Origin of the sequence: Arthrobacter sp. NPDC080031 (genome assembly GCF_040702485.1) — a bacterium.
Taxonomy (GTDB): Bacteria; Actinomycetota; Actinomycetes; order Actinomycetales; family Micrococcaceae; genus Arthrobacter.
Window position 1 is genome coordinate 86,820 of the sequence record NZ_JBFBLA010000004.1, and the last position, 20,903, is coordinate 107,722.

At 64.9% G+C, this 20,903-nt stretch carries 16 protein-coding genes and 2 tRNA genes; 14 read left to right on the plus strand and 4 right to left on the minus strand.

The window, feature by feature from the left end:
• Window positions 1–37: 37 nt before the first annotated feature.
• Window positions 38–466, minus strand: a complete 429-nt coding sequence (locus AB0323_RS04650) for a VOC family protein (protein WP_366176323.1) — start codon at window positions 464–466, stop codon at window positions 38–40.
• Between the two features lie 167 nt (window positions 467–633).
• Here AB0323_RS04650 and AB0323_RS04655 point away from each other — a divergent pair, with 167 nt between their 5' ends.
• The 4 genes from AB0323_RS04655 to AB0323_RS04670 all read left to right on the plus strand — a co-directional run bounded on the left by AB0323_RS04655 (window position 634) and on the right by AB0323_RS04670 (window position 5,232).
• Window positions 634–2,019, plus strand: a complete 1,386-nt coding sequence (locus AB0323_RS04655; RefSeq protein ID WP_366176324.1) for a cystathionine beta-synthase — start codon at window positions 634–636, stop codon at window positions 2,017–2,019.
• Between the two features lie 14 nt (window positions 2,020–2,033).
• The gene (locus tag AB0323_RS04660; RefSeq protein WP_366176325.1) at window positions 2,034–3,197 is read left to right on the plus strand and encodes a cystathionine gamma-synthase; all 1,164 of its coding nucleotides are present in this window, start codon (window positions 2,034–2,036) and stop codon (window positions 3,195–3,197) included.
• Between the two features lie 161 nt (window positions 3,198–3,358).
• Complete coding sequence (locus AB0323_RS04665; protein ID WP_366176326.1) at window positions 3,359–3,886, plus strand: helix-turn-helix domain-containing protein; 528 nt, start codon at window positions 3,359–3,361, stop codon at window positions 3,884–3,886.
• The gene (locus AB0323_RS04670) at window positions 3,883–5,232 is read left to right on the plus strand and encodes an MFS transporter (RefSeq protein WP_366176327.1); all 1,350 of its coding nucleotides are present in this window, start codon (window positions 3,883–3,885) and stop codon (window positions 5,230–5,232) included. Before AB0323_RS04665 ends, AB0323_RS04670 begins: the two co-directional genes overlap by 4 nt.
• Before the next feature lie 15 nt (window positions 5,233–5,247).
• On the opposite strand, the gene AB0323_RS04675 is transcribed toward AB0323_RS04670, so the two are convergent.
• Window positions 5,248–6,432 carry an acyl-CoA dehydrogenase family protein gene (locus AB0323_RS04675; protein ID WP_366176328.1) on the minus strand — a complete coding sequence of 395 codons (1,185 nt, stop codon included), beginning with the start codon at window positions 6,430–6,432 and terminating at the stop codon, window positions 5,248–5,250.
• Window positions 6,433–6,523: 91 nt separating this feature from the next.
• Here AB0323_RS04675 and AB0323_RS04680 point away from each other — a divergent pair, with 91 nt between their 5' ends.
• The 7 genes from AB0323_RS04680 to AB0323_RS04710 all read left to right on the plus strand — a co-directional run bounded on the left by AB0323_RS04680 (window position 6,524) and on the right by AB0323_RS04710 (window position 12,919).
• The gene (locus tag AB0323_RS04680; RefSeq protein WP_366176329.1) at window positions 6,524–8,008 is read left to right on the plus strand and encodes an ATP-binding protein; all 1,485 of its coding nucleotides are present in this window, start codon (window positions 6,524–6,526) and stop codon (window positions 8,006–8,008) included.
• The gene (locus AB0323_RS04685; RefSeq protein WP_364535602.1) at window positions 8,005–8,679 is read left to right on the plus strand and encodes a response regulator; all 675 of its coding nucleotides are present in this window, start codon (window positions 8,005–8,007) and stop codon (window positions 8,677–8,679) included. The genes AB0323_RS04680 and AB0323_RS04685 overlap by 4 nt, the downstream gene beginning before the upstream one ends.
• A gap of 21 nt (window positions 8,680–8,700) precedes the next feature.
• Window positions 8,701–9,363 carry an MOSC domain-containing protein gene (locus AB0323_RS04690; RefSeq protein WP_366176330.1) on the plus strand — a complete coding sequence of 221 codons (663 nt, stop codon included), beginning with the start codon at window positions 8,701–8,703 and terminating at the stop codon, window positions 9,361–9,363.
• Between the two features lie 428 nt (window positions 9,364–9,791).
• Complete coding sequence (locus tag AB0323_RS04695; RefSeq protein ID WP_366176331.1) at window positions 9,792–11,963, plus strand: DEAD/DEAH box helicase; 2,172 nt, start codon at window positions 9,792–9,794, stop codon at window positions 11,961–11,963.
• Between the two features lie 219 nt (window positions 11,964–12,182).
• Window positions 12,183–12,590, plus strand: a complete 408-nt coding sequence (locus AB0323_RS04700; RefSeq protein ID WP_366176332.1) for a LysM domain-containing protein — start codon at window positions 12,183–12,185, stop codon at window positions 12,588–12,590.
• 118 nt (window positions 12,591–12,708) lie between these two features.
• Window positions 12,709–12,780 (plus strand) — tRNA-Thr (locus tag AB0323_RS04705).
• A 62-nt stretch (window positions 12,781–12,842) separates the two neighbouring features.
• Window positions 12,843–12,919, plus strand: a tRNA-Met gene (locus AB0323_RS04710).
• Window positions 12,920–13,900: 981 nt separating this feature from the next.
• Here the strand turns inward: AB0323_RS04710 and AB0323_RS04715 are convergent.
• On the minus strand, window positions 13,901–14,851 hold the full coding sequence (locus AB0323_RS04715; RefSeq protein ID WP_366176333.1) for a LysM domain-containing protein: 951 nt from the start codon (window positions 14,849–14,851) through the stop codon (window positions 13,901–13,903).
• Window positions 14,852–15,415: 564 nt separating this feature from the next.
• On the opposite strand from AB0323_RS04715, the gene AB0323_RS04720 reads away from it, so the two are divergent.
• Both AB0323_RS04720 and AB0323_RS04725 read left to right on the plus strand, forming a co-directional pair.
• Window positions 15,416–16,072: an NAD(P)H-binding protein gene (locus AB0323_RS04720; RefSeq protein ID WP_366176334.1), complete on the plus strand. Its 657-nt coding sequence runs from the start codon at window positions 15,416–15,418 to the stop codon at window positions 16,070–16,072.
• A gap of 140 nt (window positions 16,073–16,212) precedes the next feature.
• Complete coding sequence (locus AB0323_RS04725; RefSeq protein ID WP_366176335.1) at window positions 16,213–17,784, plus strand: Na+/H+ antiporter; 1,572 nt, start codon at window positions 16,213–16,215, stop codon at window positions 17,782–17,784.
• Window positions 17,785–17,825: 41 nt separating this feature from the next.
• Here the strand turns inward: AB0323_RS04725 and AB0323_RS04730 are convergent, their stop codons facing one another.
• Window positions 17,826–19,025 carry an ROK family transcriptional regulator gene (locus tag AB0323_RS04730; protein ID WP_366176336.1) on the minus strand — a complete coding sequence of 400 codons (1,200 nt, stop codon included), beginning with the start codon at window positions 19,023–19,025 and terminating at the stop codon, window positions 17,826–17,828.
• Window positions 19,026–19,133: 108 nt separating this feature from the next.
• On the opposite strand from AB0323_RS04730, the gene AB0323_RS04735 reads away from it, so the two are divergent.
• Window positions 19,134–20,837: a glycoside hydrolase family 13 protein gene (locus tag AB0323_RS04735; protein WP_366176337.1), complete on the plus strand. Its 1,704-nt coding sequence runs from the start codon at window positions 19,134–19,136 to the stop codon at window positions 20,835–20,837.
• The last annotated feature ends 66 nt before the right edge of the window (window positions 20,838–20,903 follow it).

Below are 20,903 nucleotides of genomic sequence, written 5' to 3' on the forward strand. Positions count from 1 at the left end.
TCGGCCCGGCTCAAGCCCAGGTAGCCCCGGCTCGCCCCTATTCCCCGAAGCGGCCGCGGGCCTCCGCCGGGATCAGCGGCTTCTCGGCGCGGACCTTGAGTTCCTGCACCGCCCACGTGTTGCCGTCCGGATCGCTGAAGCCGAAGAACGTGCCGCCGTCGCGCTCGTCAAAGACGGTGATTTCGCTGGCCTCGACGCCCCGGCCGAGCAATTCTTCGCGTGCAGCGCGCGCATCCGCGACCACAAGTTGAAGACCCCGCATGGAACCCGGTGCCATCTCATTCTGCGCCGGGAGGTCTCCGACGACGATCGAACATCCGGAGCCCGGCGGAGTCAGTTGCGCCACGTGCATGTGCTCGTTGGTGGTGTTGTGGTCGAGGTTGAAGCCCACCTTGTCGCGGTAGAACTCGATGGCACGGTCAATGTCACTCACAGGGAGCACAACCACTTCGAGGGTCCAATCCATGGTGCATGTCCTTTCCTTGGAGGGTGTTCCCCGCTAGCTTGCCCCGCGAGGCCATCCTTTGGCTAGACGGCGGATGGCTAGACGCCGGACGGCTATCCGCGGACCCGCCACCGCCCCGGGCCTCGTCTGCACCGAAGCACTCCCGACCAAGCGGTAACTTGGTACCTATGAAGTACGCCCAGTCCGTCCTGGACCTCATTGGCAATACACCGCTCATCAAGCTAAACCACGTGACCGGGGACATCAAAGCCACCGTTCTGGTGAAGCTCGAATATGTGAACCCCGGTGGCTCGATCAAAGACCGCATCGCGGTGAAGATGGTCGAGGAGGCAGAACGGGACGGAAAGCTCAAGCCGGGCGGAACCATCGTGGAACCGACCTCGGGCAATACCGGCGTCGGACTTGCCCTCGTGGCCCAGCAAAAGGGCTACAGGTGCATCTTCGTTGTCCCGGACAAGGTGGGCGAGGACAAGCGTGCCGTGCTTCAGGCGTACGGCGCCGAAGTTGTGGTCACTCCCACGTCCGTGGCCCCGGACAGCCCGCAAAGCTACTACAGCGTCTCCGACCGGCTCGTGTCGGAAATCCCGGGAGCCTACAAGCCGGACCAGTTCTCCAACCCCGCCGCTCCCGGCAGCCACTACGAAACCACCGGACCCGAGATCTGGCGTGACACCGACGGAAAGATCACCCACGTTGTGATCGGCGCAGGTACCGGCGGCACCATCACCGGTACGGGACGGTACCTCAAGGAAGTCTCCGCCAACCGGCCGGAGTCCGACGGCGGCCGCGTCAAGGTCATAGGCGCAGACCCGGCAGGCTCGGTCTACTCTGGCGGCACCGGGCGGCCCTACTTCGTCGAGGGCGTCGGCGAGGACATGTGGCCGGCCAACTACGACAAGACCGTGCCGGACGATGTCATTGCCGTGAGCGACGCCGACTCCTTCGAGATGACCCGGCGACTGGCCCGCGAGGAAGGCCTCCTCGTGGGCGGTTCCTCCGGCATGGCAGTTGTTGCCGCGCTGCACGTGGCCAAAGACCTCGGTGAGGAAGCCGTCGTCGTCGTGATCCTGCCGGACTCCGGCCGCGGCTACCTGGCGAAGATCTTCAACGACAAGTGGATGCGCTCCTACGGCTTCCTCTCCGGCGGCGAGGAGGCCTCGGTCGGCGAGGTGCTGAAGTCCAAGACGGGCGAGATGCCGGACCTCGTCCACATCCACCCCAACGAGACCGTCCGCGATGTCATCAACATCATGAACGAATTCGGGGTCTCGCACATCCCGGTCCTCTCGCAGGAACCACCTGTTGTCATGGGCGAGGTCCTCGGCGCCGTCGATGAGCGCACGCTGACCTCCAAGCTGTTCCGTGGCGAGGCGAAATTGACCGACAAGATCTCCGAGCACATGGGGGAACGCTTGCCGGTCATCGGCTTCTTGGAAACCATCTCCGCCGCCCGCGAGCTGCTTTCCGACGTCGACACCGTCATGGTGACGTTCGTCGGAGCTCCCGTGGGCATCCTGACCCGACACGACCTTCTCGCCTACCTGAGCAACTGACACTAGGAGTTCATATGTCTGCAAACGAAGCAGGATTCAACACGCGTGCCGTCCACGCCGGCCAGGCCTTCGAACCGCGCACCGGCGCCGTGGTTCCGCCGCTGCACTTCAGCTCGACGTATGCCCAGGACGGCATAGGCGGTTTGCGCGACGGCTACGAGTACGGCCGCGGCACCAACCCCACCCGTGACGCGCTGCAGGAGCAGCTCGCCGCGCTCGAGGGCGGAACCCACGCCTACAGCTTCAGCTCGGGCCTTGCCGCGGAGGACTCCCTGATCCGTGCGGTTGCGCGGCCCGGCGACCACATCGTTCTCGGCAACGACGCCTACGGTGGAACGTACCGGCTCATCAACCGGGTGCTCGGCGAGTGGGGCGTCGGCAACACACCAGTGGACATGTCCAACCTTGACGCGGTTGCGGCGGCCGTGTCGGCGAACAAGACCCGCATCGTCTGGGTGGAGACTCCTTCCAACCCGATGATGAAGATCACCGATATCGCGGCGCTCGCCAAAGTGGCGCACGACGCCGGAGCCCTCCTCGTCGTCGACAACACCTTCGCTTCGCCCTACTTGCAGACCCCGCTCGCCTTGGGTGCCGACGTCGTGGTCCACTCGACCACCAAGTACATCGGCGGCCACTCGGACGTCGTAGGCGGTGCCATCGTGGTCAAGGACGCCGAACTGGCCGAAAAGATCGGCTTTGTCCAGTTCGCTGTCGGCGCCGTATCAGGACCCATGGACGCGTTCCTGACGACCCGCGGGCTCAAGACACTTGGCGTGCGCATGGACCGCCACAGCCAGAACGCGCAGGCAGTCGCTGAATGGTTGCTCGAGCGACCCGAGGTTGAAGCCGTCCTGTATCCGGGACTGCCTTCCCACCCGGGCCACGAGCTCGCCGCCAAGCAGATGAAGAAATTCGGCGGCATGATTTCCGTGCAGTTCAAGGGCGGGGAAGCTGCGGCCCGCAAGGTGGCGGAGTCCACCCAGGTGTTCACGCTGGCCGAGTCGCTGGGTGGCATCGAGTCCCTCATGAACTACCCCTCGGAGATGACGCACGCTTCGGTCAAGGGCACGGAGCTGGCCGTGCCGGTGAACCTGATCAGGCTTTCCTGCGGCATCGAGGACGTCGAAGACCTGATTGCGGACCTTGAGCAGGCGATCGGCCACATCACGGGCTGAAGGGTCGCTCAACTTCTGACCTTCTTTGATCAACGGATCGGCCGGGACACGCCATTACAGCGGCGTGTCCCGGCCGATCTGCGTTCAAACATGGTCAGTTGTGGAGTTCCCCTAGCCGGCGACACCTAGCTTTCTTTAGAAAAGCCAGCTAACCTCAGACCATGCCATTACGATCCGATTGGTCCGAGCGGACGTGCAGCCTCGCGCGTGGCCTCGATATCCTCGGCGACCCCTGGGGCAGCCTGGTGTTACGGGAAGTCTTCTTCGGCAACGGCCGCTTCGACGCCATCAAGATGCGTCTCGACATCGCGGACAACGTCCTCAGCAAAAGACTCGGTTGGCTGGTTGAAGCCGGCCTCCTCGCCCAACGGCCCTACCTGGATGGCGCCCGCACGCGCCAAGAGTATGTCCTCACCCCCAAGGGCGAAGATGCTTTGCCCGTCCTGAACGCCATCATCCTCTGGTCCGAAAAACATCTCGACGCGCCGGCGGAGAACGCCCACATGCGCGTGATCCACAAGGATTGCGGCCTGCCGACGGCGTCGGCGGACACTTGCTCCCACTGCGGGACCCGCCTGACCGCGGCCAACACCAGCTGGCATAGCTTCACGCGATCCGAACACCCATTGGCGTTGGCCACGGCACCCAGCAGACATGACCTCCCGAACGAATCGGAGCCCTCCGCATGACCGCACCCAACCCAACCAGACTTTCCGCTGGCAAGACCCCGCGGAAGCGGCGCCTCCACCCCGCCTGGATGGTGGCCGCCGTCGCGTTCCTGGCACTTGTGGGCGCAGCCGGATTCCGGGCTGCGCCCGGCGTGCTCATGGTGCCGCTGCAGCAGGAATTCGGCTGGTCAACCACCGTCCTGTCGCTCGCCGTCAGCATCAACCTGGTGTTGTTCGGCCTCACGGCGCCTTTCGCTGCCGCGCTCATGGAGCGCTTCGGCATCCGCACCGTCACCTCGATTGCCCTCTGCCTGATCGGCCTCGGCTCCGCCCTGACGGTGTTCGTGAACCAGTCATGGCAGATCGTGCTGACCTGGGGTGTGCTGATCGGACTAGGCACCGGCTCCATGGCCCTTGTTTTTGCCGCCACCATCGCGAATACCTGGTTCTCGAAGAACCGCGGACTGGTGATCGGCATCCTGACCGCAGGCAGCGCCGCCGGGCAGCTTGTGTTCCTGCCCTTCATCGCGGTGCTTGCGCAGAGCCCGGGCTGGCGCGGCGCCTCGCTGCTGATCGCTGCCGGCGCGCTCGCGGTAGTGCCGCTCGTGCTGCGCTGGCTCAAGAACTCGCCCGCCGACGTCGGGGTCCGGCCTTACGGTGCCGAAGAAGAGCAGCCGACGACGGCGGACACCGCCCCGGGCGCAGACGCCGCCAAAGCCGAAGGCGCCAGGACGCCCAACGCCGCCGTGCGGGCCCTGCAGGTGCTCAAGCGCGCCAGCAAAGTGCGCACGTTCTGGGCCTTGGTTGCCGGTTTTGCCATCTGCGGGGCCACCACCAACGGCCTGATCGGCACCCACTTCATTCCCTCGGCGCACGACCACGGCATGCCCGAAACCACCGCGGCAGGCTTGCTGGCCGTCGTCGGGATCTTCGACATCGTGGGCACGATTGCTTCCGGTTGGTTGACGGACCGCTTCAATCCCAAGGTGCTCCTGGCTGTGTATTACCAGTTCCGCGGGGTCGGGCTGCTGGTGCTGCCCGTGCTCTTGGGCTCCACGGTGCAACCGAGCATGATCGTGTTCGTGGTGGTGTATGGCCTGGACTGGGTTGCCACCGTGCCCCCGACGGCGGCCATCTGCCGGAAAGTGTTCGGGGCGGACGGTTCGGTGGTGTTCGGCTGGGTCTTCGCGGCCCACCAGCTCGGGGCCGCGGCTGCGGCGTTGCTCGCGGGTTACATCCGCGACACCACGGGCCACTACACCTATGCATGGATCGGCGCCGCAGCGATGTGCACCGTGGCCGCCGTCATCAGCGCGACCATCCGCAAGGACGCGGGGAAGAAGGAACCCGTCCCGGTCGGAGCCTAGGCCGGGAAGAGCCGGCTACCGGAAAGCCGGAACACCTGTGATGTGCTGGCCGAGGATCAGCAGGTGTACCTCGTCCGTCCCTTCGTAGGTGCGCACGGATTCCAGGTTGTTGGCATGGCGCAAGGGCGGGTAGTCCAGCGTGATGCCGTTGCCGCCCAGAATGGTGCGGGCTTCGCGGGCGATCTTGATTGCCTCGCGCACATTGTTGAGCTTGCCCACCGAGATCTGCTCCGGGCGCAGCTTGCCTGCATCCTTGAGCCGGCCAAGATGCAGCGCGAGCATGGTGCCCTTCTGGATCTCCAGGAGCATGTTCACCAGCTTCTCCTGGGTCAACTGGTAGCCGGCCAAGGGCTTGCCGAATTGCATGCGGCTTCCGGCATATTCAAGCGCGGCCTCGTAGGAGTCGCGGGCCGCGCCCATCGCGCCCCAAGCGATGCCGTAGCGCGCCTCGTTGAGGCAGGTGAACGGGCCGCGGAGGCCCACGGCACCAGGGAGGATGGCCTCCGGACCCAGCCGGACGGCGTCGAACCCTACATCGCACTGGATCGAGGCACGCAGGGAGAGCTTCGCGTCGATCGGAGTCACGGTGACTCCCGGAGTTCCGGCCGGAACCAGGAAGCCCCGGATGCCGTCGTCGGTGTTTGCCCACACCACCATGACGTCGGCGATCGAGGCCATCCCGATCCAGCGCTTCGAACCATTGAGCACCCAGCCGGCGTCGTCGTCGGTCCCGTCGCGGCGCGCAAAGCTGGCCATCGACGAGGGGTCCGAACCCGCCGTCGGCTCCGTCAAGGCAAAGCAACCGATCAGTTCGCCGGCGGCCATGCGCGGGAGCCATTGTTCCTTCTGGCTTTCGCTGCCCCACCTGTGGATCGCCGTCATGGCCAGGGAGCCCTGGACGGACACGAAGGTACGGATGCCGGAATCGCCGGCCTCGAGTTCCATGGCGGCGAGGCCGTATTCGACGGCGGTGCGGCCCGGGCAGCCGTAGCCCTCCAGATGCATGCCAAGGACGCCGAGTTCGCCGAGTTCCGCCGGCAGTTCCCGCGGGAACACCGCGTCCTCGTACCAGCGGGCGATGTTCGGCCGGATCCGCTGGTCCGTAAAATCGCGCACCTTCTCGCGAAGCTCCAGTTCCTCGGAGCTCAAGAGGGAATCGAGGGCAAGGACATCGGAGGTATTCGTCGTTGAATGGCTCATGCCAGCATCCTAAGGCCCGACATGTTCCCCGCAGCGGCCTGCAGCGACGACGAACGCCGGCGCGGCACGCGCGCCGTGCCAGAATTGAGCCATGGCCGCGGCGGACGTGAACGCAATGGGACTGCCGCTACCGGCAGTCAGGGGGATCGGGCGACGCCGCATTCTGGCGGGCCTCGTCCTGGCCCTGCTGCTACCCTCGGCCATCGAAGTCGTCGTATCCGCGCTGCAATACCGGAACTTCGCCATGATCATGCTCTTCCAGCTGGCCGCCTCCGCCGCAGTGGCCGCAATCGGAGGGTTGTGGCCGGCCGTGGTATCCGCCGTCCTTGGCAGTATGCTCTTGAACTACTTCTCCGCCGACCCGGTGGGCTCCCTATCCATCGCGGATCCCGCCACGCTTTTCACCCTGGTCATCTTCCTGGCTGTGGCGTGCGGCGTGGCGCTCGCCGTCGGCCTAGCGACCCGACGGGCCCAGGAGGCCGCGCATTCCGGCGCCGAGGCAAGAGCCCTCAGCGAACTGGCGCTTCGGATCCTGAGCTCGGACGGCAGCCTCGAATCTTTCCTGGACAAGATCCGCGTCAACCTCGGCATGGACGCGGTGACGCTGCTCTCCACCTTTGACTCGCCGGACGCACCCGGGCCCAACTGGCAGGTCCTTGCAAGCTCCGGGCTGCAACCGCCGGTGACCCACGCGGCGGCCGACCATGCCGCCGTCGTCGATCCCAATTACACGCTCCTGCTGCGGGGCGGGCCGCTTTCCGAACAGCATCGCCGCATGCTCGCTGCGTTCGGCGCCTTCGTAGTGGCGTTGCGGGAGCGCCAGCAGCTCGTCAAGAGCAGGCAGGACAACGTGCGCCTCGCGGAAGGCAACAAGATGCGGACCTCCATCCTGCGCGCCGTCTCCCATGACCTCCGCACTCCTCTGGCGGGAATCAAGCTTGCTGTCAGCAGCCTGCGACAGGAAGACGTGAGTTTTGCCCCCGAAGACGAGCGCGAACTTTTGGCCACGATCGAGGACTACGCGGACCGCTTGGATCACCTGGTGGACAACCTGCTGGACATGTCCCGAATCACCGCCGATGCCGTGAACCCGCTGCTGCGCGGACTCGGCTGGCACCAGATCATGCCGGAGGCTTTACGAGGCGTGCCGGAGGAGCGCATCCGAAACGAACTCCCTGCCAACCTTCCGTACATAGAGGCCGACGCCGGGATATTGGAACGCGTCGTGGCGAACCTCGTGGAAAACGCAGTGAAATACGCGCCAGACTCCGATGTTGTGCTGGTGGCGCGGACCGGTGCGGGCATCACGGTGGACGGGCGTCCGGCCAGCGAACTGCGGGTGATGGACCACGGTCGGGGGATCGCACCCGCGGCAGTCCTGGAGCTTTTCCAGCCTTTCCAACGACTCGATGATTCCCCATCCAGCCGGGACGGTCGGAGCGGAATCGGCTTGGGACTCGCTGTCGCCAAGGGATTCACCGAGGCCATGGGCGGTACGCTCATGGCTGAGGCGACGCCGGGAGGCGGGCTGACCATGGTGGTCACACTTCCTCTATGGACAGGAGGGCGGCCTTGAACCTCGTGCTGATCGTGGAAGACGAGGCGCAGATCGCCCGGGCGATGCAAATCAATCTCCATGCCCACGGTTACCACGCCATCAGCGTCGGCAACGGCGCAGACGCACTCAAGGCTGCGGCCCAGCAGCCAGTGGACATCGTGGTGCTCGACCTTGGGCTGCCGGACATGGATGGCGTGGAGGTGATCAAAGGCATCCGTGGCTGGAGCAGTATGCCGATTATCGTGTTGTCCGCCAGGCATGGTTCGGAAGACAAGGTAGAGGCCCTCGACGCCGGAGCCGACGACTACGTGACCAAGCCTTTCGGCCTGGACGAGCTCCTGGCGCGGCTCCGTGCGGCCTCGCGGCGGGCGGCGCCCCGGCACGAAGTACCGACACTCCAGACCGCCGACTTCCTGGTTGACCTGGCCGGAAAGAAGATCACCAAGGACGGCGCAGAAGTGCGGCTGACGCCCACGGAGTGGAACATCCTGGAATTGCTGGTGCGCAACGCCGGCCGGCTGGTCAGCCAGCAGCAGATCCTCACCCAGGTCTGGGGGCAGGCCTACGCCAAGGAGACCCAATACCTGCGCGTCTACATTGCCCAGCTCCGGCGCAAGCTCGAACGCGACCCCGCCCAGCCCCGCCATCTCCACACCGAGGCCGGCATGGGATATCGCTTCGATCCGTAGCTGCGTACGTAGACTGTAGTCATGGATACCGCATCGTTGCTTGCTGTTTGCCGGGTATACGAGCTCCTGCCCGATCCTGAAGGGTCGGTAGGAGTGACGGCCATTGACAAGCGCCCCGTCGACGGGCCCGTGAAGGTCCACAAGCTGGGAATCCACGGCGACATCCAGGCGAGCCGGATCCATCACGGCGGCGAGGACCAAGCGCTCTATGCGTATTCGCAGGCGGATGCCGATTACTGGGCGAATGAACTCCAGAGGGACATGCCCGCGGGAATCTTCGGGGAGAACCTACGCGTTGCCGGAATCGAGACCAGCGGTGCCGTGATCGGCGAACGGTGGAAGATCGGCCTGGAGGTCGAAGTCGAGGTCACATCCCCGCGCGTGCCGTGCGCAACCTTCCAGCGCCGTATGAATGAACCACAGTGGGTCAAGCGCTTCACGGACGCAGGGCGCGTCGGCACCTACCTGCGCGTGGTCAAGACCGGCACCATTTCGGCCGGTGACTACATCCACAAACTCTTCGTGCCGAAACATGGCATCACGGTGGGGCAGTGGTTCAGCAACCCCAACCTCGATGACATGCAATTGCTTCTCGACGCCGAGGCAGACGGAGAGGTCCTTCTGCAGTCCGACTACCACGAGGCCTTCGAAAAGCTCATGCGCCGCAACGGGGTTGAGGCCTGAAATCCGGACTTGGACGGCCGTCCTGAAGGGCGGTGGCGAGGCCGCTTGACGCGGGTTTGTGCGCAAGCTCACCACCGCCGTCGCCGGTTATGTCGCCAAGGGACCAATTTGTGCCCTACACTTGAAATATCCCCCACTCCGGAAATCCCTTTTTCCTGCCCAATTCTTGAGGCAGGACTGGTCAGTGTTGGGGCCCGCAAAATGTGTGTGGGCAGTTTCATAGGGAGAGCCGGGCGAAGAAAACGCTGTACAGACTGCTGAGATAGCAGCCAAGAGATGCAGCGGGAAGTCCTGCCATGGGATTGCGATAGCGCCGGACTTCTTGCGAGCACCAGAACCTCACGGTTCTTCTGCCCGCAACGTGTACTGCGGCCAAGCCCAACCGGGCCGCGCCGACTGGCCCCCTATGGATGAGGAAACTTTCCCCTATGCCCGAAAACCTGAACGACCCGTTCGTCGCCGAGTCTGCCGAAGTAGCAGAGACCGCCGTCGAGATCGCCGAAACCGCGCCCGCCGCTGAGTTCATCGAGGCTGCAGCGCCCGCTGAGGCTCCTGCCTTTGTCGAGGCACCCGCTGAAGCGCCCGCCAAGGCTGAGGCCCCGGCTGCGGCCCAGGCCGAATCACCCGCCGAGGAAGAGGAAGAGGGCATCCGCTTCGTCGACCTCGGAATCGACCCCCGCGTCCTGGCCGCACTGCAGGACGTCGGCTACGAGAAGCCCTCTCCGATCCAGGCAGCAACCATTCCGCTGCTGCTCGAAGGCCGCGACGTCGTCGGCCTCGCCCAGACCGGTACCGGTAAGACTGCAGCATTCGCAGTACCGGCGCTGTCCCGCCTGGCCGAACTCCACGACCTCAACGGCCCCTCCCGCAAGACCCAGGCCCTGGTTCTCGCTCCGACCCGCGAGCTCGCGCTCCAGGTTGCCGAGGCATTCACCTCGTACGCCAAGCACATTGATGACTTCACGGTCCTCCCCGTCTACGGTGGCTCCGCCTATGGCCCGCAGCTTGCCGGCCTGCGCCGCGGTGCACAGGTTGTTGTCGGTACCCCAGGCCGCGTCATCGACCACATCTCCAAGGGTTCCCTGGACCTGTCCGAGCTGCAGTACCTCGTACTGGACGAAGCCGACGAGATGCTCCGCATGGGCTTCGCCGAGGACGTTGAGCAGATCTTCCAGCAGACCCCGGAAGACCGCCAGGTTGCGCTGTTCTCTGCCACCATGCCGGGCCAGATCCGCCGCATGTCCAAGCAGTACCTGAACAACCCGGCCGAGATCTCGGTCAAGTCCAAGACCACCACGGGCGCCAACACGCGCCAGCGGTACCTGCAGGTCATGGGCCCGCACAAGCTCGATGCGCTGACCCGCATCCTCGAGGTGGAAGATTTCGACGGCGTTATCGCCTTCGTGCGCACCAAGATGGCCACCGAGGACCTGGCTGACAAGCTGAAGTCCCGGGGCTTCCAGGCCGCCGCGATCAACGGTGACATTCCGCAGCAGCAGCGCGAGCGGACTGTCGACGCGCTGAAGGAAGGCCGCATCGACATCCTCGTGGCCACCGACGTCGCGGCCCGTGGCCTTGACGTTGAGCGCATCAGCCACGTGGTCAACTACGACATCCCGCACGACACCGAGTCCTACGTCCACCGCATCGGCCGTACCGGCCGTGCAGGCCGTAGCGGCGACGCCATCCTGTTCATGACGCCGCGCGAGAAGTACCTGCTGCGTTCGATCGAGAAGGCCACCCGCCAGCCGGTTGAGCAAATGCACCTGCCCACCGCCGAGACGGTCAACACGTTGCGCCTGGGCAAGTTCGCAGACAAGATCACTGAGACCCTCGAGTCCGAGGACGTTGCAGCGTTCCGTGACTTGATCTCCTCCTACGAAGAGGAGCACAACGTTCCGGCTTCGGAGATCGCCGCTGCACTGGCCGTCATGGCACAGGGCGGCCAGCCGCTCCTGGTCAAGGAACTGCCGGCTGCACCCGAATTCCAGAAGCGCGAGCGCTCCAAGGACGGCTTCGGTTCCCGTGGCCCGACCCGCGCCCTGACCGAGGGCAACGCCACCTACCGGATCGCCGTCGGACGCCGCCAGCGCGTCATGCCGGGTTCGATCGTTGGCGCCATTGCCAACGAAGGCGGCATCTCCTCGGCACAGATCGGCGGCATCGACATCCGCTCGGACCACTCCCTCGTGGAGCTTCCGGCGGACCTGAGCCCCGAGCAACTGCGTGCACTGTCCCGCACCCGGATCGGCGGCGAGCTGATCCACCTCGAGCTGGACAATGGCCGCAAGCCGGCCTCTGACCGGGGCGGCGAGCGTGGCGGCTACTCCGGTGGCAGCCGTGGCGGCTACTCGGGTGGAGACCGTGGCGGAAACTTCAAGGGCAACGGTGGCTTCAAAAAGGAGTTCCGTAAGTCTGAAGGCGACCGCGGCGGCTACGCCGGTGGCGAGCGTTCTTCCGCTGACCGCGGCGGCCGTTCCTACAGCGAGCGCAGCAGCGCCGGTGCCGGGACGGGCAGCTACGGCGACCGCGGCGCACGCAAGCCGCGCACTGGCGGCGACGCAGGCAACCGCGATTTCAACCGCAAGGGTAAGTGGTAATCAGGACTAGTTCCTGGGTTTCTGGTCAGAGGCCGGCTTTCGAGCCGGCCTCTGGCTGTTTAACGGCTGTCACGTCCGAAGCGCAGCGCCTGGCTGTACCGTTTTCCCCATGTTTGCCGCCCCAAAGGCCCAAGGATGGCAGACTCGCCGTGTCGTAAACGCTTTCCCAAACCAAAGAAGGGGAAATCGGTGCGGGCCCCGCTGTGGAAAGCTAGGCCCATGGGATTCCTCGATGGATTGAAGAAGAACCTCGGCTTCGACAAGGCCGAACCGAAGGTGACTGGACGGCCCTCCGAGGCCCCGCAGAAGGCCGCTGAGGCCTCACCGGGGGAGACGGTCCAAAGCGCCGGGCCGGACCCGTCAGCGGAAGCAGGAGCTCTCGCGGCTCCGGGCGCCGCAGTGTCCGACGCCGGTGCTCCCGCGGCTCCGGGCGCCGCAGTGTCCGACGCCGGTGCTCCCGCCGCCAGCGCACGGCAGGTCACCGAAGTGGTCGTGGAAGCAGACGATACCCTCAGCGGCATCGCCATGCAGTTCGGCGTTGACTTGGACGCCCTGATCGCAGCGAACGCGGATAACGTGCCCAACCCGGACCACATCTACCCGGGCCAAGTGCTCCGTTTGCCCTGATTCAGACGCCTTCCGGCTCAAGAATCCGGTGCGGATGCAAATTGTGTCGGCGCTGTTTTTCCCTGTCCCGCAGCCGATTTGTGGCCTGAGAAATCGTCCGGTAGAGTATTTACTCGTTGCCCCCCTAGCTCAGTGGTAGAGCGCGTTCTTGGTAAGAACGAGGTCACCGGATCGATTCCGGTGGGGGGCTCTGAATGAGGGCCTGTGTCAAGGCGGTTTTTGACCGGCTTGATGCAGGTTTTTCTCATTCGTGGCGGTGTAGCTCAGTTGGTTAGAGCGCACGACTCATAATCGTGAGGTCGGGAGATCGAGCCTCCCCACCGCTACCAGGAAAATCCCCGCTACGGCGGGGATTTTTTCGTTTTGGGGTATGGGTCGTGCCGAGCCGGATGCCGATTGAAGAAGTCGTCCTTCCCCGGCAGGCCGGACGGGGACTTGGTCCTGATCGAAACCCGCAAGCCTGCTGGGCACTTGCCGTAAAGGTTTCGTAAAGATCCTGCCGAAAAGCTGAGAGCACGCACAAGCTGCGGGTAGTTTTTAGAGGCGCCGCCACTTGGGTGTCCCCCAATCCTCAGGTGGCGGCGCTTCTTCGAAACTGTCCGCTCCCTCGATGACGAGCAGATTCTTGCATAAGCATTTGGCATGCGAGCGGGCAGTCTTAGTTGAATCTTGATCTTTTCTTAGTGTTTCCTTGAGGTTCACCCGGTAATGGGGCCGTTTCGTCTGCGGGCTATCTCCAGCTACGATCAGGAGGTTGTCCGGACCGAAAGGCATCCCTGCTCGTGGACTTTGGCCGCTATCTCATTGACCTTGTGGTCTTCGTTGGCATCACAGTTGTGCTGATGTGTTCATTCCACGTGCTCGCGCTGGGGCACAAGAAGCGGAAGTTCGCGAAGTTGTCGCGCCCCGGGAAGCGGTCACTTCCGGGCCGCGAGGCCCAGGCCGCCTCGGGGCGGATGATATCGATCCCTGATCGAGCCTGAGCCTCGGGCCGCTGTCACCGGCGTCCAAAGGCCATGACAATGGCTACTATCGCGGCGACGACCAGCACCGTCGCAACCCAGATCCATTGTTGCCCGTCCAAGGTCGCCCCACTCTCAGGTCTTGGTCCAGTCTCCCAAAATGGAGAGCATTGAGCGAGCCCTGGCCGGATGGCCCCGCCAGGACGCTGGAGCCCGAAGGCCTCCCGTTCTGACCTTCTTTGAATAGCGATGCCGCGCAACACGCCGGCGACACACCGCTGACGATGCCTTCCAGGATTCAAAGAGGGTCAGGATTGGCGGGCGCACAGACCCCGTCGCCGGGACCCCTTAGTTCAGTGCGATGACAAGCATCTGGTTGGTTCCCGGGATGCAGGTCTGCAGTACCGCCCGAGGAAAGCCGCCGAATACCGCTGCAACGTTGTTGGTGGTCCCGCCTTGGGGCACCTGGCCGCGTGCCGTCACCGTGTACGTGCCGTAACCGGGGATGCTCACCGTTTCGCCGACGCCGATGCCCGAGAACCGTGCCCACCCGCCGCAGAAATCATGTTCGGTAATGAACAGCGAGTATGCGTCCGTGGGGGTGAAGTGGATCGGGCCAATGCAACTGTCCACGGCGGCCTGACCGCCTGAACCCGCAACGTAGATGGTCCGCACCGCCGGAGCGGGGGCTGGTGCGGGAGCCGGAACGGGTACCGGGGCCGGAGCTGGTGCAGGCGCCGGGGCCGCGGCAACCGGCGGCCCTGTCAGCTTCAGCACCTGGCCGGGCACGATGACCGAATAGGCGCTGAGCCCATTGGCTGCCAGCATCCCGTTGACGTCGACGCCGAACCTGGCGGCTATCGAGCCAACGGTGTCGCCGCTGACCACCGTGTAGGCGTTCGTGTCAGGCGCAGCAGCCGGAGCAGGCGCAGGAGCCGGAGCGGGTGGAGCTGCGACCGCGGCCGGCGCCGCCGCGGGAGCTGACGGCGCGACGGCGGCCGGTGCCTGCGACTGTACTGGCACCTGCGTGGCTGCCGGCGTCGGACTTGCAGCGGCCGGCGAAGGCGCGGCAATCCCGGCTCCCGAACCGACGTGCGGGGCGATTGCGGCGCTCGTGCCTGCCGGTGCAAGTGCCTGTGCGTGGTTCTGCATCGTCACGGCCGCAACGGCGACCAGTGCCACTATCGCCCAGGTGGCTATTGATGCCTTGTACCTGGTGAGTGTTCTTACCCCCGCGGATATCAGGGCGAGGACGTTGCCTCCGCTGATCCCGCTGTGCCTGTACTCCTGCTGATACATGTCCGATCCCCGTAGTTCATCGTTTCTGGGGCCGGTCGGTTGGCTGGCCCGGGAAGTGATACGCAGGCGCAGGGGATGGCGCTTGTTGAGACCCTTTTGCTTAAATGCGCAGCACTGAGGAATCCCTCGACTCCGCCCAATTTGAATATGGCCATCAACGGGATGGGCCCCGTTTTTTGGATATATCCATCAATGAGATTTACGAATGAGGCATTCCTTTTCCTGCTGCAGGTGATTTGAGTGTAGGAATGGGAAATTCCCTCCACACGAGTGGGTGCCACTTGCTTTTATTTACGACTGCCCGCCAAACACTCGTAGGTCTTCTTCGGCGACGGGAGGGTGCCTGCAGGGGCCCGCGCTCCCGGGCCCCGGGCGGGAGGCGTGATTTTGACTAAACTAAGTCCACTTAGTAATTAGTGGTCATATTTATCCGGAAAGTTGATGAATTCGGCAATACCTCCGCAAATGCGGAGCGGCAATTTTCGAGAATTCATCAGCCGACTTGGGGAGGGCTTGTCCACTGTGCTTGTCCACTGTGCTTGACCACTGCGACAGAATGGGTCCATGAGTCGAATCGCAATCATCGGCGGCCACGGCAAAGTGGCCTTGCAACTCTCCCGCATCCTGAGCAACGAAGGTCACACGGTCACTTCCTTCATTCGCAATCCGGAACACGCGGCCGACGTCACAGTCACGGGTGCGGCTCCGGTAATACTTGACGTCGAGAATTCGACGACGGCGGAGATCGCCTCTGCGCTTGACGGCCACGACGCTGTGGTGTGGTCCGCCGGGGCAGGCGGAGGGAATCCGCAACGTACGTATGCCGTGGACAGGGACTCCGCCATCCGCTCGATGGATGCTGCGGCGCAGGCGGGCGTTGCCCGCTATGTGATGGTGTCCTACTTCGGGGCAGGACCCGGCCACGGCGTTCCCGAGGGCAACAGCTTCTACGCATATGCGGAAGCCAAAGCCGCGGCCGACGAGTACCTTCGCGCGACTGATCTCGACTGGACGGTCCTGGGCCCGGGCGCGCTGACCAGTAAGCCGGGTTCTGGGCGCATTGAGGTAAGCCCCGCGGACCCGGACACCGGGACCGAAACCTCGCGGGCCAATGTCGCCTTGGTGGCCGCCGCCGTCTTGGAACTGTCCGAGACTGTCCGCCGCACCATCGAGTTCCGGGACGGCTCGGTGCCTGTGGTGGAGGCCCTCACGGCGTCCTAGCTGCACCAAAGGCGGCCCGGGAGGGCTCCGCCCCGGGCCGGGACTGCGCCCTGCCGGGATATGTTGGTAGGGCTAGTCCCTCGGCAGCTGCCCGGGACGCTGCCGCTACTAGATATCGGGAGTACGGGGAAATCGGGAACATGGACCAGTTGGCACTCATTGTTGGATTGCTGCTTGCAACGGTCCTGGCCGTGGGCCTGGGGGACCGCTTGCGGCTTCCGTACCCGGTGTTGATGCTGTTGCTTGCTGCGGCGATGACCTTCATCCCGGGGTTCCCCGACTTTGAGCTTGCACCTGAACTGATCCTCCCGATCTTCCTCCCTCCATTGCTCTTCGCGACCGCGCAGAAGAGTTCCTGGGCGGTATTCCGGGTCCGGTGGCGGACGCTTCTGCTCATGGCGGTGGCGTTGGTGGTGGTTTCGACGGCGGCGGTTGCCGGAGCCGCGTGGCTCATGATTCCGGGGATCGGCATTCCTGCGGCGATCGCACTGGGTGCCATGGTGGCTCCGCCGGACCCCGTGGCGGTTGAATCCGTTGCCGGGCGCGTCCATATGCCGCGCAGGCTCATCACCGTGCTGCAAAGCGAAGGCCTGTTCAACGACGCGGCCGCGATCGTGATCTTCCAGGCCGCAGTGGCAGCGACGGTTTCAGGCACCAAGGTGGGGGCCGGCGTCGTACTCCAGTTCGTCATCGGTGCTGGCTTGGCCGTCATTGTCGGCATCGCGATGGGCTGGTTGACTCGGCTGATCACCAAGCTAGTCACCTCGATGGTGGCCCGAAGTGCCGTGACACTGGTGATTCCCTTCGCTGCATACATCCTGGCCGAAGAGCTGCACGCTTCGGGGGTGATCGCCGTCGTCGTCACCGCCCTTGAGACACAGCGGCACGCGCGGTCGCAGGACGCGGCCGAGCGCGTCACGCGCACCGCCTTCTGGGATGTGGTGGAACTCCTTGCTACGGGCCTGGCCTTCGGCCTTGTGGGGCTGGAGATCCGGCATGTGATCCGGGACGAGGGCGCCGCCATCTACGGCATGATCGGCCCGGCCGTGGCGGTGTGCGTGCTCGTGTTCGTTGTCCGTTTCGCCTGGCTCGGGCTTTTGGCAGTCTCGGCCCGCAAGCGGAAGAACCTGCTGCAGCCAACGTCCCCCAAGGAGGTCCTGATCCTGACCTGGTGCGGAATGCGCGGCCTTGCGACGCTTGCCCTTGCCCTGGCCCTTCCGCTGACTATTGCCGACGGCAGCGACTTCCCTGCCCGGCACGAGATCCTGGTCATCGCCTGCGCCGTACTGTTGGCCACCCTAGTGCTGCCGGGGCTGACCCTTCCGTGGCTCATGCGCGTGCTCAAGGCATCCGAAGACGGTTCGCACGAAAAAGATGCCGCGAGGCTCTTGGCCAAGCGCGCCCAGACTGCCGCGATCTCGGCGCTCAAGGAGCACGATCTGATGAAGGAGCTGCCCGCGGACAAGGTGGCCCTCGTCAAGGAAAAGATGACCCGCCTGCATGCCGAGCTGCTGGACGGGACATTGAAGAACGAGTCCGACGCCGAAAAGCGCCAACGCGGCAGGGAACTGGCGATCGCGGTCCAGACCATCGCCCTGGACGCCGCCCGCCAGGAAGTGGTCGCGGCGCGGGGCGAGCCCGGCACGGATCCCGAGGTAGCGGACCGGGTGCTGCGCCAGCTGGACCTCCGCACCATGGCGATGCCGGACTAGCGGCCCCGCGCCGACGGGAACGGCCGGCACCGCAGACGCGACTAGGCGCGCCGCAACACCAGATCCAAGGAGTTCTTCTCTACGTGGTCCAGTGCGTGGCGCACCGCGCCGATGCCCACAATCGCATCGCCCAATGGCGATGCCGCCAACCGCGGGGGAGTGGCGGTGTAGGCAGCCAGTTTTCGGGCGGCCGGCTCAAGAAGGACCGACGCCGAATCTGCCACGGCGCCGCCGATCACCACGAGCTCCGGGTTGAGCAAGATGGCCACCGTGGAGACCACACGGGCAAGCCGGTCCGAAAGCCGGTCCAGGATGTCCAGCGCCACCTCGTCACCCTGGGCAGCGGCGGCGAAGACGTGCTGTGCCGTGACCTCCTGGCCCGCCGGGAGTGCCGTCCGCAGCGTGGTTTTCGACTTTCCCGCCAGGGCTTCCGCTGCCCACAATCTGGCCAGCGCGGCGAGGCCGTGCGCCGATCCGACTCCGTCAACCATGTCCAGGTAGGCCATCTCGCCAGCGCCGCCGCGGCTGCCATGAAGCAGACGGCCGGATTCCACCAGGCCCGCGCCGAAACGCTCACCGGCAAGGAGCACTGCCAGGTCCTGCACGCCGCTGCCGGCGCCCCGCCAACATTCGCCCAATGCCGCCAAGTTGGCATCGTTCTCCAGCATTACCGCCCATCCATGCAGATCGTGCAGGGCCTTCTTCAGGCCGACGTCGAACAGGCTCCAGAACGGCTGGCTGACGAGGATGTTTCCGTCCCGGCCCACCGGGGCGGCAAGCCCGACCGTCACCGCAAGGACCTTGTCCGGTGCCACTCCGGCAGCCTCGAGGGCGATCAGCGCGGTTTGGCTGATGACGCCGATCCGTTCCTCGGCTTCGATCTCCCTGGCGCGAAATGGCTTGCTGGCCCGTCCCGTGAACTTGCCGCGTAGATCGGCCACCACCACGGTGGTCTTGAGGATGCCGACGTCGATTCCCAGGACGCAGCCGGCGCTTTCGTCGAGCTCGAAGCGCCGTGCGGGCCGGCCCTTCTGGTAGGTATCCGAATCTTTTTCCAGCTCGCGGATCCAGCCCCGGGCCATGAGGTCTTCGCACACGGAAATGGTGGTGGCGCGGGTGAGTCCGGTGGCGTCCATCAGCTCGGAAACGGTCACGGCGTTGGAGGAACGGATGGCTCCGAGCACGGTTGCCGCGTTGAACCGCCGGAGCATCTGCGGAGTGGCAGTCGCGATGTCAGGCATGGCTGTTGACCTCCTGTAGGTATGCGTCACATAATACTTGAGGTACTAAATTTAGATTCTAAATAAAAGTCCCATCCATCGAAGCGCCGACACAGAACAGGATTCCCTTTGTCCTCCACCGCCACCATGGCAACCCACTTCGACTCCGAGCGCTCCGAGCGCATGGCCGATCCCAACTGGTGGCGCCAAGCGGCTGTCTACCAGATCTACCCTCGCAGTTTTTCGGATGCGAACGGCGATGGTTTGGGCGATATCAAGGGCATTACCGCCAAGGTGCCGTACCTGAAGTCCCTCGGCATTGACGCGGTCTGGTTGAGCCCGTTCTACCCCTCGGCCCTTGCCGACGGTGGTTACGACGTCGATGATTACCGCAACGTGGACCCCAAGCTGGGCACCCTGGCCGACTTCGATGAGATGGCGGCCGCCCTGCACGCTGCAGGGATCAAATTGATCGCGGACATCGTCCCGAACCACTCCTCGAACCGGCACGAATGGTTCAAGGAGGCACTGGCTTCCCCGAAGGGCTCGGCAGCGCGTGAACGCTACATCTTCCGCGACGGACTGGGCGAGAACGGCGAACTGCCCCCGGCCGACTGGGACTCGGTATTCGGGGGCCCGGCCTGGGAACGCATCACCGAACCTGACGGCACCGCGGGGCAGTGGTACATGCACATCTTCACCAAGGAGCAGCCGGACTTCAACTGGGACAACCCCGAGGTCCGCGAGGACTTCCTGAAGACCCTGCGCTTCTGGTCCGACCGCGGCGTGGACGGCTTCCGCATCGACGTCGCGCATGCCCTCACGAAGGACCTGCCGGAGGTTCTGCCCTCCAAGACCGAGCTGCCCAAGGAAGGCGAAAACGCTTTGGGCGCCCACCCATTCTGGGACCGCGACGAGGTGCACGAGATCTACGCCGAGTGGCGCAAGGTCTTCAACGAGTACAACCCGCCCCGGACGGCTGTCGCCGAAGCGTGGGTCCACGCGGACCGCCGCGCCCGTTACGCCAGCCCCGAGGGCCTGGGCCAGGCCTTCAACTTCGACCTCCTCCAGGCCGATTTCGATGCCGGCCAGTTCCGCACGATCATCACCAAGAACCTGAGCGAGGCTGCCGCGTCCGGTGCTTCGTCCACGTGGGTCTTCTCCAACCACGACGTCGTCCGGCACGCCACGCGCTACGGCTTGCCCGCGGGCGGCGGCCGTGACGGCCTGGGCCAGGACGGCAAGCAATGGCTGCTCGACGGCGGTTCGGCCGCCGACGTCGACGCCGAACTCGGCTTGCGCCGTGCCCGCGCCGCGTCCCTGCTCATGTTCGCCCTGCCGGGCTCGGCGTACCTCTACCAGGGCGAAGAACTGGGGCTGCAGGAAGTCGGCGACATCGCGGCCGGCCAGCGCCAGGACCCGGCGTTCTTCCGCAACCCGGGAGTGGACGTCGGCCGCGACGGTTGCCGTGTCCCGCTGCCGTGGACCACCGACGGTTCGTCCTTCGGCTTCGGCGATGGACATGCCCACTTGCCGCAGCCTGAATGGTTCGCGGGCTACGCCGTGGAGGCGCAGGAGAACGTTCCTGGCTCCACGCTGGAGCTGTACCGCAAGGCCCTGAAATTGCGTTCGGAACTGCGTGCGGCCGAGGATCTTGAATGGATCCCCTCCAGCAACGAGTCCGTGCTGCACTTCGCCCGGCCCAACGGCTGGCAGTCGGTGACGAACTTCGGCACCGAGCCGGTGGCACTTCCGGAAGGCACCGTCGTCGTGAGCAGCGCACCGCTCGAGGCCGGCAAGCTCCCGGCGAACACGACTGCCTGGATCGTCTAGTCCCTCCATGCAACGCGGGGTCACTTACGGCCCATAATGTCCCTCGGGACGGGCCGTAAGTGACCC

Bases quoted from the DNA above. Each gene is read 5' to 3' on its own strand.
- AB0323_RS04650 (WP_366176323.1), bottom strand. From the start codon at position 466: ATGGATTGGACCCTCGAAGTGGTTGTGCTCCCTGTGAGTGACATTGAC.
- AB0323_RS04655 (WP_366176324.1), top strand. From the start codon at position 634: ATGAAGTACGCCCAGTCCGTCCTGGACCTCATTGGCAATACACCGCTC.
- AB0323_RS04660 (WP_366176325.1), top strand. From the start codon at position 2,034: ATGTCTGCAAACGAAGCAGGATTCAACACGCGTGCCGTCCACGCCGGC.
- AB0323_RS04665 (WP_366176326.1), top strand. From the start codon at position 3,359: ATGCCATTACGATCCGATTGGTCCGAGCGGACGTGCAGCCTCGCGCGT.
- AB0323_RS04670 (WP_366176327.1), top strand. From the start codon at position 3,883: ATGACCGCACCCAACCCAACCAGACTTTCCGCTGGCAAGACCCCGCGG.
- AB0323_RS04675 (WP_366176328.1), bottom strand. From the start codon at position 6,432: ATGAGCCATTCAACGACGAATACCTCCGATGTCCTTGCCCTCGATTCC.
- AB0323_RS04680 (WP_366176329.1), top strand. From the start codon at position 6,524: ATGGCCGCGGCGGACGTGAACGCAATGGGACTGCCGCTACCGGCAGTC.
- AB0323_RS04690 (WP_366176330.1), top strand. From the start codon at position 8,701: ATGGATACCGCATCGTTGCTTGCTGTTTGCCGGGTATACGAGCTCCTG.
- AB0323_RS04695 (WP_366176331.1), top strand. From the start codon at position 9,792: ATGCCCGAAAACCTGAACGACCCGTTCGTCGCCGAGTCTGCCGAAGTA.
- AB0323_RS04700 (WP_366176332.1), top strand. From the start codon at position 12,183: ATGGGATTCCTCGATGGATTGAAGAAGAACCTCGGCTTCGACAAGGCC.
- AB0323_RS04715 (WP_366176333.1), bottom strand. From the start codon at position 14,851: ATGTATCAGCAGGAGTACAGGCACAGCGGGATCAGCGGAGGCAACGTC.
- AB0323_RS04720 (WP_366176334.1), top strand. From the start codon at position 15,416: ATGAGTCGAATCGCAATCATCGGCGGCCACGGCAAAGTGGCCTTGCAA.
- AB0323_RS04725 (WP_366176335.1), top strand. From the start codon at position 16,213: ATGGACCAGTTGGCACTCATTGTTGGATTGCTGCTTGCAACGGTCCTG.
- AB0323_RS04730 (WP_366176336.1), bottom strand. From the start codon at position 19,025: ATGCCTGACATCGCGACTGCCACTCCGCAGATGCTCCGGCGGTTCAAC.